This is a genomic window from Streptomyces sp. NBC_01166 (assembly GCF_045039765.1).
In the GTDB taxonomy this organism is placed as follows: domain Bacteria; phylum Actinomycetota; class Actinomycetes; order Streptomycetales; family Streptomycetaceae; genus Streptomyces.
Genome location: NZ_CP108613.1, coordinates 6,502,441 through 6,513,998, shown reverse-complemented (window position 1 = coordinate 6,513,998; position 11,558 = coordinate 6,502,441). Strand labels below are relative to the sequence as shown.

Below are 11,558 nucleotides of genomic sequence, written 5' to 3'. Positions count from 1 at the left end.
CCCCGGTCGTTCACATGAAAGATTCACAGACTTTATCAAGAACTCAACAACATGCGCCCAGGGTCGTTACCATTCCGAGCCCTTAAGGTCGCAATCGGTCGGAAATTGTCACACTGTGTACCAGGAATCGAACTCAAGACCGCTTTTTCGTGACTTCCGGTGAGCAACGGCCAGTCGCGCCCCCGCGGTGAGCACCGCCAATGTGACCATTCCGTTCCGAGACCTGACGGCCGCGGGCGGGAGCGGTGTGTCCTTGCCCGCCGCGCTCCACCACACGCCCGCGTCCGGGCGTCCCTCCGCGTAGGCCCCGACGGTGCTCTCCCCTCCGAGGCCCGAACGGACAAGGAGCGCGTAGGCCCAGCCGTCCACGTCCACTCCCCGGACACCGGTCAGCGGCCCGCTGCCCTCGGCGCCCCCGAGCGGCAGAGGAGCGGCAGCTCCCGGCCACCAGATGCCGGGCTCGTTCGTCAACAGGTCCCGGAACAGGACGGTGCCGGGCTCCGGCCCCGCGGACATCGTTCCCCGCACGGGCGTGAAAGGGACGCTCCGGTCCTCGGCCCAGGCACCGCCGGGCCCTGAGCGGGCCCAGCGCACCACCGCGTCGGAGTCCCGTGCGCGGGCCAGGAGTTCCACCTCCCCGCGCCCGGTGGTGACGGTCACCAGCTCGTCCGCGACGCGGAGACCGCTGAGGTGCTGCCATGGCGTCCACGCTCCGTCGGACGACTGATGGCGGTAGCTCACGCTGTGCCCGAAGTTCCGGGCGAAGACGAGGAGGCCCCCCGCTCCGTCGAAGGCCATCGCCGGGAAGCCGCCCTCCCTGCTCTTGTACCGGTCCCCGGGATTGGGGGAGCCCAGCGAGTGCCAGGGAGTGAGCGGCTGTCCGGTGCGGTACTGCACCGCGTGCACGATCTCCACGTCGTCGCCCCCGCCCCCGCGTACGGTCCGGCGCAGCGCCAGCAGGTGCACGAACCCGTGGGGGTCCTGCACCACGGACAGCCCCGGCATCAGACGGGGTCCGGGGAGCAGTTCCGGCCCGAGCCAGTCGGCGCCTTCCGGCTCCGACTGGACCCACCGCACCACGCCCGCGGCGGACGGCAGGAACGCCGTCAGGCGGCCGTCGAACCCCTCTGTCAGCCAGTGCTTCGTACGCGGATAACGCGACGCGGACCCCGCGTCCAGCTTCTCGTCCGCCGCCGCACGGCGGCAGTCCACGAAGACGGGGGTTCCCGACTCCAGCTGGTAGGCACGCACCGCGGCGAGTGCCTCCAGAGCGGCGGCCGCCCGTTCAGGATCCTCGTGTACGGGTACGCCCGCGCCCTCGTCGTAGCCCACGCGCTCCGGATCGGGATCCGCCAGGCGGACCCACCCCGGGCGCAGTTCGCGCAGTGCCCGGAGCAGCGCCCCGTGGCCGTCGGGGTCCCGGCCGGCGAACGTCGGGCCACCGGGGACCGGACACCCGCGCCGGGAAGCCTCGGCGAGAGCCCGCTCCAGCGCGGCACGCTCGTCCTTGCTCCCCTCGCCGACGCACAGCACCCGGATCTCGGTCCCGTGGTCCTCGGTCGCGACAAGGAGTGCCGCGTCGCCCGGGCCGCCGGCGACGACCGTCACCTTCCTGACGTCATCGCCGGCCGGGCGAGGGGCCTGAGACCTCTGCGCCCGGCCGTCACTCGCTCTGCGGGCCACGTCGTCCGTCCTTCCCGGTGTCGCGTCGCACCACGGGGTTCATATCCGGTGCCAGTCACTCAAGGTCAGCCCCTGGCTGTCCTCCTGCCGGGCCACGGCCGGCCGACCGTCCGTACCGACGACGGCCACAGCCATCCGTCCCCGGCCGTCGACGGCGAGGGAGGGATCGCCGGCGCACTGCCGTCCGGTGTCGGTCCACCAGACACCGTTCTGCTCACCCTCGGTCGCGAAGGCTCCGAGCCGGACCGTCCCGGCGAGGCTCCTGAAGGCCAGCACCGTGCAGTCGAGCCCGTCCAGCATCGTGCGCACCGCGTCGATCCGTCCGTCTCCCGGCTCGCCCCCCAGAGGCACCGGCCAGCGCCCCGCGCGGAAGGCGGCGACGCCGGCACTGCGCACATCGGTCAGGTAGTAGGTCACGCTCCCGGGCGAGGTCTCCAGCGAGCTCACGGAACCGGGCAGCGGAATCGCACCGACCTCGTACCCGGGCACCAGAGGACCGCCGGGCTTCTGCTGGCAGAGGTGCAGCGCCCCCGTACGCGCGGGGATCAAAGCCTCGACCAGGCCGGCGGACGTGGCCGCCAGAGCGGGCTGGTCCGTGACGCCGGCAGCCGGCAGCTTGCCCCAGGCCTCCCACTGGCCCTGCTTGTCCTCACGGCGCAGGGCGAGCGAACCCAGCCCGGTGGGGACGCAGACATGGAGGGCCCCGTCCTGGGCGACGGCCCCGGTGGGACCGCCGACCTCGACCGCCCGGGCGATCTCCTTGAAGGGATTGCCCAGCGAACGCCACTCCGTCATCGGACGGCCGGTCTGGTACTGAGTGGCACGCACGATGTCCACCGTGGACCAGTCATCGGCGCGCGGACGCGACCGACGGCCGAGGAAGTGGGCATAACGGTTCTGCCCCTGGATCACGGTGAGGTGGGTGATGCCCTTGGCCGGGATGACGTCGGGGCCCGCCCAGTGCCGCGACCCCGCGGCCTCTTCCGTCCAGCGCAGGACGGTTCCGCCGGCATGCACGTAGACAGTCAGCCGGCCGTCATGGCCCGCGAGCAGCCAAGGGCCCCCGGTCACCGCTCCGGCCTCCGGGACGGTGGCGGGAGCCGGACCTGTGCGCTTGGCTTCGTCGAGGGAGACACCTCGCATGGTGTGTTCTCACCCTCCCAGGGCATGTGGCCCTCGTCGGACGAGGGCGCGGGAACCGGGACTTCGTGGACAGCGGGCGGACAACGTCGGTTCGGTGAACGGCCGCAAGGCTCAGCGGCGGGCGTCCGGGTGCCGGAGGCACCAGCCTTCCCAGGCCGAGGCCACCATCTCGCGGACGTCATGCCGGGCCGACCATCCGAGTTCCTCCCGGATCCGGTCCGCGGACGCGACCACCCGCGCCGGGTCTCCCGGCCTTCGTGCGGCGGCGACAGGCGCGGAGCCGGCTCCGTATCCGGTCACGTCACCGATGAGATCGATCATGGCCCGCACGGAAACGCCCTCACCACGTCCGATATTGATGGTGAGGTCCGTACCGGCCTCCCTGCCGAGGAGGGCCCGCGCTGCGGCGAGATGTGCCGAAGCGATGTCGTCGACATGGATGAAGTCCCGCACACAGGTGCCGTCCGGGGTCCCGTAGTCCTCACCGAAGATCACCGGCGCCTCTCCCCGGGTGAGCTTCTCGAAGACCATGGGAACGAGGTTGAAGACGCCGGTGTCGGCGAGCTCCGGCGTCGCCGCCCCCGCGACGTTGAAGTAGCGCATCGAGGCGGTCGCCATTCCGTGCGCCTTCCCCGCCGCACGGACCATCCACTCACCGGCGAGCTTCGTCTCGCCGTACGGATTGATCGGCGCGCAGGGCGTGTCCTCCGTCACCAGGTCGACGTCAGGCATTCCGTACACAGCCGCGGACGAGGAGAAGAGGAAAGCGCGGACCCCCCTCTCCGTGGCTGCTTCCAACAGCGTCTGGAGGCCGTGCACATTCTCGCGGTAGTAGTGCAGAGGGTCGGCCACGGACTCCGCCACCTGCTTCTTCGCCGCGAGGTGCACCACACCCCGCACCGAGAGCTCCCCCAGGGTGCGCCGCAGGCCGGCGCCGTCGAGCGTCGATCCCTTCACGAAGGGGACGCCCTCGGGAACCCGGGACGGGTCTCCCGTCGAGAGGTCGTCGTAGACGGCAACCTGCTCGTCGGCCGCCAGCATCGCGCGGACGACATGAGAGCCGATGAACCCCGCCCCGCCCGTAATCAACCAAGTCATGGGCGAATAGTAGTTCGACACAGGGCCTACGCATCATCCGCCCCATGTTCACTTGGTTCACATGTTCAAGCGCTTGTCTGTTCTATAGTGCTCGGTCAGTCAAACTTTCACGGACCGGTCCAGCCCCCCACCCGAGTCCCACGTACTCCCCTGCCCACAACGGGCAACGAGATTTGAGGACTCGAGCACGATGAGCCACGACGAGAGCACACCCGACGCGCGCACCAGTCACTCGGCATCGCGAGCAGGAGGCCGGGGCCGCAAGAAGGAACGCAAGCGCCGCCGCGGCCTCAAGATCACGCTCGGGGTCCTGCTGGTGCTCCTGCTCGCGGGCGGCGGCACGGCGTACTGGATGTACCAGGACCTCGACGGCAACATCAAGGGCGTCGACATCAACAAGGCGCTCGGCGAGGACCGTCCCGAGAAGCTTCCCACCACAGGTCAGAACCTGCTCGTCCTCGGCTCCGACTCACGCGCCGGGGCGGAGAACAAGGAGCTGGGCGGTGGCGGCGCCGTCAGCGGTGCGCGGTCCGACACCGCGCTGGTGGTGCACATACCCGAGGGACGCACCGAGGCCGTCGCCGTGTCCATCCCGCGTGACACCCTCGTGACCCGGCCCGAGTGCGTCAAGGGCGACGGGTCCACGATGGCGTCCGCGGAGCGGGTCATGTTCAACTCCGTCTACTCCCAGGTCGGTCCGGCCTGTGTGGTGAAGACCGTGGAGAAGATGTCCGGGGTCCGGATCGACCACTACCTGGAGATCAACTTCGCGGGGTTCAAGGATCTGGTCGACGCGATAGGCGGAGTCACCGTCAAGGTCGAGGAGCCGATCAAGGACAAGTCCTCCGGCCTGGACCTCACCGCCGGTACGCACAAGCTCGACGGCACCGAGTCCCTCGCCTACGTCCGCACCCGGCACGGCGTCGGGGACGGCAGCGACCTGGGGCGGATCGGGCTGCAGCAGCAGTTCCTGCTCGCGCTGCTCACCGAGATCAAGTCGCAGGATCTGCTGGGCAGTCCGACGACCACGTACAAGATCGCCAATTCGGCGACCAAGTCGCTGACCACCGACGAGGGACTCGCCTCCCTGACCTCGCTCAGCGAGTTCGCCCGTTCGATGAACGGTGTCGATCCCTCCTCCATGGAGACGATCATGCTGCCGGTCGCCTACGACAAGCAGGATCCGAACCGCGTCGTGGCCGCCGAGCCGCAGGCCGGCGACCTGTGGAAAGCGATCCGGAAGGACGGCACGATTCCCGAGTCCGCCAAGAAGTCTCCGGCCACCGGCGGCTGACCTGGCATCCTTCGGGGATGACCGTTGAGAGGACTCTGGTGATCGTCGACGCCGCCAACGTCGTCGGGTCGGTACCCGACGGCTGGTGGCGCGACCGGCACGGCGCCGCCGAGCGGCTGCGGGACTCACTGGCCCCGTACGCCGCCGAGGGGCTTCCCGGTCACGCCGGTCCCGTCGAGCTCGTGCTCGTCGTGGAGGGCGCCGCGCGGCAGGTCGAGTCCGTGCCGGGCGTACGCGTGGAGGCGGCGTCCGGCAGCGGTGACGATCTGATCGCCGCACTGGCCGCCGCCGCCCACGGCGCACGGCCCTGCGTCGTGGTCACGGCCGACCGCGGGCTGCGGCAGCGGGTCGAGGCGTACGGGGCCCGGTGCACGGGCCCGCGTACGGTACGGCCGCTGCCGCCCCCACGAGGGGCCTGACAGGGTCAGGAGGCCTTCACCATACGGCTGTTGCGGCGCCCGTACACGAAGTAGATGATCACGCCGAGCACCATCCAGATCCCGAACCGCAGCCATGTCTCCGCCGGCAGGTTCAGCATCAGCCAGACCGAGGCCGCCACCGACACGATCGGCAGGAGCGGCACCCACGGGGTCCGGAAGGCGCGGTGGAGATCGGGGCGGGTGCGGCGCAGGACGATGACGCCGAGGGCCACGACCACGAACGCGAACAGCGTGCCGATGTTCACCAGGGTCGCCAGCTCGTTGATGCTCGTGAAGCCGGCCACGATCGCGATGATCACGCCGAGCAGGATGGTGGGACGGTACGGGGTCCCGAAGCGGGGATGCGTCACCGAGAAGAACCTCGGGAGCAGCCCGTCACGGCTCATCGCGAAGAACACCCGGGTCTGGCCGAGCAGCAGGATCATGCAGACCGTGGTGAGTCCGACCGCGGCGCCGAAGCTGATGACGCCGGCGTAGAAGGGGTGTCCGACGGCCTTGAACGCGTCGGCGAGCGGGGCGCTGACGGAGAGTTCGGAGTAGTGCTGCATGCCGGTGACCACGATCGACACGGCGACGTAGAGCAGCGTGCAGATGACGAGTGAGGCGAGGATCCCGCGCGGCATGTCCCGCTGCGGGAGCTTGGTCTCCTCGGCAGCGGTGGCCACGACGTCGAAGCCGATGAAGGCGAAGAAGACGATGGACGCCGCGGTGAAGATGCCCATGATGCCGAAGTTCGTCGGCTGGTAGCCGAAGATCAGCTGGACCAGCGGCGCGTCCAGACCCGATCCGCCGGTCTGCTTCTCGGCTTCGGGGATGAAGGGCGAGTAGTTGGCCGACTTGATGAAGAACGCGCCGGCGATGATCACGATGGCCACGACCGCGAGCTTGATGGCGACGACGACCGTGGTCACCCGGGCGGAGAGCTTCATCCCGAGGACGAGGATCACCGTCAGGATCAGCACCAGGGCGAAGGCCAGGATGTCGAAGCCGAAGCCGCTCGCCACGTCCGGTCCGGAGAGCGCCTCGGGCATCGTCCAGCCGACGTTGTCCAGGAGCGAGCGGACGTAGCCGGACCAACCGACCGCCACCACCGCGGTGCCCAGCGCGAATTCCAGCACCAGGTCCCAGCCGATGATCCAGGCGACCAGCTCGCCCAGCGAGGCGTAGGAGAAGGTGTACGCCGATCCGGCCACCGGGACGGTGGAGGCGAATTCGGCGTAGCAGAGGGCGGCGAGCGCACAGACGACGCCCGCCGCGACGAAGGCGAGCGCCGTGGCGGGGCCCGCGGTCTCCTTGGCGACCTTGCCCGTGAGGACGAAGATGCCGGTGCCGATGATGACACCCACTCCGAAGACCGTGAGGTCCAGTGCGGAGAGGGACTTCTTGAGCGCGTGCTCCGGTTCCTCGGTATCGCGGATGGACTGTTCGACCGTCTTGGTCCGGAACAGTCCCTTTCCGCTGGGGGGTGTGTCCTGCTGCGTGCTCACCGGCGTACCTCCACGCACTCGTCGTGCACGCCATGATTCGGAACGGACCGCCCCCGAATGCGCAGTACGCCCCGATTTCACGCGAATGGGCCGGTCGGACCACCCGAGTGGGGTGGCCGACCGGCCCAGAGCGGTGCTGGGGGATCAGTCGCGTACGGGTTCGACGGCGCGGCTCTCGTAACGGCCGTCGAGCTTGGCGACCAGGCCGGTGACCTGGCGGGCGATGTCCGGTGCCGTCAGCCCGATCTCCGCCATGACCTCGCCGCGCGAGGCGTGGTCGAGGAAGACCGGCGGGATGCCGAAGTCGCGCAGCGGTACGTCTACGTCCGCGTCGCGCAGGGACTGGGCGATGGCGGAGCCGACACCGCCTGCCCTGCTGTTGTCCTCGACGGTGACGACGACCCGGTGCTCCGCCGCGAGGGGGGCGAGCGCCTCGTCGACGGGCTTGACCCAGCGCGGGTCGACCACGGTCGTGGAGATGCCCTGGGCGTCGAGCAGAGCGGCGATCTCCAGGCACATCGGGGCGAGGGCGCCGACGGAGACCAGGAGGACGTCCGGCGTGTCCGTACCGGCCTCCCGGAGGATGTCCATGCCTCCGGCCTTGCCCACGGCGTTGACCGCGGGGCCGACCGCGCCCTTGGAGAAGCGGACGACGGTGGGCGCGTCGTCCACGTCGACGGCCTCGCGCAGCTGGGCGCGGACCTGGTCGGCGTCGCGCGGGGCGGCGATGCGCAGGGTCGGCACGCACTGGAGGATCGACATGTCCCACATGCCGTTGTGCGAGGCGCCGTCGGTGCCCGTGACGCCGGCCCGGTCCAGGACGAAGGTCACGCCGCACTTGTGCAGGGCGACGTCCATGAGGACCTGGTCGAAGGCGCGGTTCAGGAAGGTCGCGTAGACCGCGAAGACGGGGTGCAGCCCGCCCGTGGCCAGGCCGGCCGCGGAGACCGCGCCGTGCTGCTCGGCGATCCCGACGTCGTAGATCCGGTCCGGGAAGGCCTCCTCGAACTTGCCGAGGCCGACGGGCTGGAGCATGGCCGCCGTGATGGCGACGACGTCCTCGCGCTCGTGGCCCAGCTTGACCATCTCCTCGCCGAAGACCGAGGTCCAGTCGAGGCCGGAGGTGGAGATCGGCAGGCCGGTGTCCGGGTGGATCTTGCCGACCGCGTGGAAGCGGTCCGCCTCGTCCTCGAGGGCGGGGGTGTAGCCGCGGCCCTTCTCGGTGAGGCAGTGCACGATGACCGGGCCGCCGAAGCGCTTGGCCCGCTGGAGCGCGGACTCCAGGGCCTCGATGTCGTGGCCGTCGATGGGCCCGACGTACTTCAGGCCGAGGTCCTCGAACATGCCCTGCGGGGCGATGAAGTCCTTGAGGCCCTTCTTGGCGCCGTGCAGGGTCTCGTACAGCGGCCTGCCGACGACGGGCGTGCGCTCCAGGATGTCCTTGCCGCGGGCCAGGAACCGCTCGTACCCGTCGGTGGTGCGCAGGGTGGCGAGGTGGTTCGCGAGGCCGCCGATGGTCGGGGCGTACGAGCGCTCGTTGTCGTTCACGACGATGACGAGGGGGCGGTCCTTGGCGGCGGCGATGTTGTTCAGCGCCTCCCAGGCCATACCGCCCGTGAGCGCGCCGTCACCGATCACGGCGACGACGTGGTCGTCCTTGCCCAGGACCTCGTTGGCCTTGGCGAGGCCGTCGGCCCAGCCGAGCACCGTCGAGGCGTGCGAGTTCTCGATGACGTCGTGCTCGGACTCGGCACGGGACGGGTATCCGGAGAGGCCGCCCTTGCTCTTGAGTTTCGAGAAGTCCTGCCGGCCGGTGAGCAGCTTGTGCACATAGCTCTGGTGACCGGTGTCGAAGAGGACCTTGTCCTGCGGGGACTCGAAGACCCTGTGCAGGGCGATGGTCAGCTCGACCACGCCCAGGTTCGGGCCGAGGTGGCCGCCGGTCTTGGACACCTCCTCGACGAGGAAGGTACGGATCTCCCCGGCGAGCTGGTCGAGCTGCTCGAGGCCGAGCCGGTCCAGGTCGCGCGGTCCCCTGATGCGGGTCAGCAGGTCCACCCGTGCCTCCTTGCGTTTGAGCTGATCGAGCTTGCCGATCCGATGAGTCTAATGTTCCGTCGGCGGCCCCGGTCATCGGGCGGCGCATTCCGTCGCGCCGCGCCGGGTCCCGCCGGACGCGCGGGTGCCCGGCATCACGGAGGATGCCGGGCACATGTGCGCAGGTGCGACGGTCAGGCGCGGCCGGCGGTCTTCTGCGTCTTGCGGGTGACGGAGTCGATGACGACCGTGGCGAGAAGCACACCACCGGTGATCATGTACTGGACCGGGGTCTTGATGCCTTCCAGCGACAGGCCGTACTGGATCGAGACGATCACCATCACGCCGAGGAGGGCGTTCCAGGTGCGGCCCCGGCCTCCGAAGAGGCTGGTGCCGCCGATGACGGCCGCGGCGATGACGTTCATCAGGAGGTCACCGGTGCCGGAGCCCTGGTTCACGGCGGCGATCTTGGAGGCCCAGAAGAGGCCGCCGATGGCCGCGAAGGTGCCGGCGATCGCGAAGACCGAGACGCGGATCGCGGTGACGTTGATGCCGGCGCGGCGGGACGCCTCGACGCTGCCGCCGAGCGCGAAGATCTTCCGGCCGTAGGTCGTACGGCGCAGCATGAAGTCCGTGCCGACGAGGACGATGAGGAAGAGGACCAGGGCCAGCGGGAGACCGCGGTACTGGTTGAACATGTACGCCGCGGCGAAGGCGAACACCGCGAGGACGGCGGTGCGCACCACGATGTCGGTGACCGGCCGGGAGGGGACGCCCGCGGCCTCACGGCGGCGGCTGTCCAGGAAGGCCGAGAGGAAGAAGGCGATCACCGCGAGAGCGGCCAGACCGTAGGCGGCGGCGACGTCCGTGAAGTAGTACGTGGTCAGCTTGCCGACGACACCGTCGCTGTCGAGGTTGATCGTGCCCGTGTCACCGAGCAGCTGGAGCATGAGCCCCAGCCAGAACAGCAGGCCGGCGAGGGTGACGGCGAAGGCGGGGGCGCCTATCCGGGCGAAGAAGAAGCCGTGGATGGCACCGATGACCGCGCCGCTGACGATCGCGACGACGAGGGCGAGCCACTCGTTCATGCCGTTGGTCACGCTGAGCACGGCCACGACGGCGCCGGAGACACCACTGACCGAACCGACCGACAGGTCGATCTCACCGAGCAGCAGCACGAAGATGATGCCGACGGCCATCATGCCGGTGGCCACCATCGCCACGGCGATGTCGCTGATGTTCTTCGCGGAGAGGAACTCGGAGTTCAGGCTCTGGAAGACCACGCAGATGATGATCAGGCCGATGACCACCGGGATCGAGCCGAGGTCGCCACCGCGCATCTTGCGCTTGAACTCGGTGATGTACCCGCCGAAGCCCTGCTCGCGCACGAGCAGCCGGGGGTCGACCGCGGTGTCCGCGCCCTTGGCGGCCTCCGGGTTGACCACGGCCGTGGACGTCTTGTCGGTTGTCACTTCTTGACCTCCGCGTTACGAGCCGCACGACGGGTCACGGCGTTCTCCGTGGCGCCCGTGATGGCGGAGATGATCTCTTCCTGCGAGGTGGTCTTCACATCGAAGACCCCGTTGTTCCGGCCGAGCCGGAGCACGGCCACCTTGTCGGCCACAGCCTTCACATCGGCCATGTTGTGGCTGATGAGGATGACCGCGTGACCGCGCTCACGCAGCCGCTCGACCAGGTCGAGGACCTGCGCGGTCTGCTCGACGCCGAGGGCGGCGGTGGGCTCGTCGAGGATGACGAGCTTGGGCTCACCGAGCATGGAGCGGGCGATGGCTACGGTCTGGCGCTGTCCGCCGGAGAGCGAGGCGATCGGGATGCGGACGCTGGGGATACGGATCGACAGCGTGGACAGGAGCTCGCGGGAGCGGCGCTCCATCTCGACCTCGTCGAGGATTCCGTACTTACGGATCTCCCGGCCGAGGTAGAGGTTGCCGACGACGTCGATGTTGTCGCAGAGCGCGAGGTCCTGGTAGACGGTCGCGATGCCCAGGCTCTGGGCGTCGTTCGGCTTGTTGATCTGGACCGGCCGGCCGTCCCACTCGATGACTCCGTCATCGATCGGGTGCACCCCGGCGATCGTCTTGACCAGCGTTGATTTACCGGCACCGTTGTCGCCCACCAGGGCGACCACTTCACCGGCGTGGACCTCAAGCTCTACATCGGTGAGCGCCTGGACGGCACCGAATCGCTTGGAGACCCCTCGCAACGCCAACACGGGCGTAGCGGACACGTGAACCATCTCCTTCGCCGCCTGACCCGGCGGGGATGCCGCGCCTGGGGGGAGGCGCGGTGGTCGAGCAGAAGAGTAAGAAACCGCTGAAGCGTTCCGTCCGGCGCCCCGCCCGGTAGCGGGACAGT

Annotated in this window: 9 protein-coding genes; 2 read left to right on the top strand and 7 right to left on the bottom strand. The window is 69.5% G+C overall.

Annotation, left to right across the window (positions count from 1 at the left end):
- Positions 1–108: 108 nt before the first annotated feature.
- The 3 genes from OG379_RS29815 to galE all read right to left on the bottom strand — a co-directional run bounded on the left by OG379_RS29815 (position 109) and on the right by galE (position 3,924).
- Positions 109–1,608: a hypothetical protein gene (locus tag OG379_RS29815; RefSeq protein ID WP_405666057.1), complete on the bottom strand. Its 1,500-nt coding sequence runs from the start codon at positions 1,606–1,608 to the stop codon at positions 109–111.
- Positions 1,609–1,722: 114 nt separating this feature from the next.
- The gene (locus tag OG379_RS29810; RefSeq protein ID WP_405666056.1) at positions 1,723–2,826 is read right to left on the bottom strand and encodes a hypothetical protein; all 1,104 of its coding nucleotides are present in this window, start codon (positions 2,824–2,826) and stop codon (positions 1,723–1,725) included.
- A gap of 111 nt (positions 2,827–2,937) precedes the next feature.
- The gene (galE, locus tag OG379_RS29805; RefSeq protein WP_405666054.1) at positions 2,938–3,924 is read right to left on the bottom strand and encodes a UDP-glucose 4-epimerase GalE; all 987 of its coding nucleotides are present in this window, start codon (positions 3,922–3,924) and stop codon (positions 2,938–2,940) included.
- A gap of 190 nt (positions 3,925–4,114) precedes the next feature.
- On the opposite strand from galE, the gene OG379_RS29800 reads away from it, so the two are divergent.
- The gene (locus OG379_RS29800; RefSeq protein WP_405666052.1) at positions 4,115–5,218 is read left to right on the top strand and encodes an LCP family protein; all 1,104 of its coding nucleotides are present in this window, start codon (positions 4,115–4,117) and stop codon (positions 5,216–5,218) included.
- A 17-nt stretch (positions 5,219–5,235) separates the two neighbouring features.
- Complete coding sequence (locus tag OG379_RS29795) at positions 5,236–5,637, top strand: NTP pyrophosphohydrolase (RefSeq protein WP_405666051.1); 402 nt, start codon at positions 5,236–5,238, stop codon at positions 5,635–5,637.
- Between the two features lie 5 nt (positions 5,638–5,642).
- Here OG379_RS29795 and OG379_RS29790 read toward each other — a convergent pair whose 3' ends face one another.
- The 4 genes from OG379_RS29790 to OG379_RS29775 form a co-directional block, all read right to left on the bottom strand.
- Entirely contained in the window at positions 5,643–7,145 is a 1,503-nt protein-coding gene (locus OG379_RS29790) for an amino acid permease (RefSeq protein WP_405666050.1), read from the bottom strand.
- Positions 7,146–7,289: 144 nt separating this feature from the next.
- The gene (gene dxs / locus OG379_RS29785; protein ID WP_405666049.1) at positions 7,290–9,203 is read right to left on the bottom strand and encodes a 1-deoxy-D-xylulose-5-phosphate synthase; all 1,914 of its coding nucleotides are present in this window, start codon (positions 9,201–9,203) and stop codon (positions 7,290–7,292) included.
- 173 nt (positions 9,204–9,376) lie between these two features.
- The gene (locus OG379_RS29780; RefSeq protein ID WP_393764227.1) at positions 9,377–10,654 is read right to left on the bottom strand and encodes a sugar ABC transporter permease; all 1,278 of its coding nucleotides are present in this window, start codon (positions 10,652–10,654) and stop codon (positions 9,377–9,379) included.
- Positions 10,651–11,439, bottom strand: coding sequence for an ATP-binding cassette domain-containing protein (locus OG379_RS29775; RefSeq protein WP_362939014.1), 789 nt, complete (start codon positions 11,437–11,439; stop codon positions 10,651–10,653). The genes OG379_RS29780 and OG379_RS29775 overlap by 4 nt, the downstream gene beginning before the upstream one ends.
- Positions 11,440–11,558 lie beyond the last annotated feature (119 nt).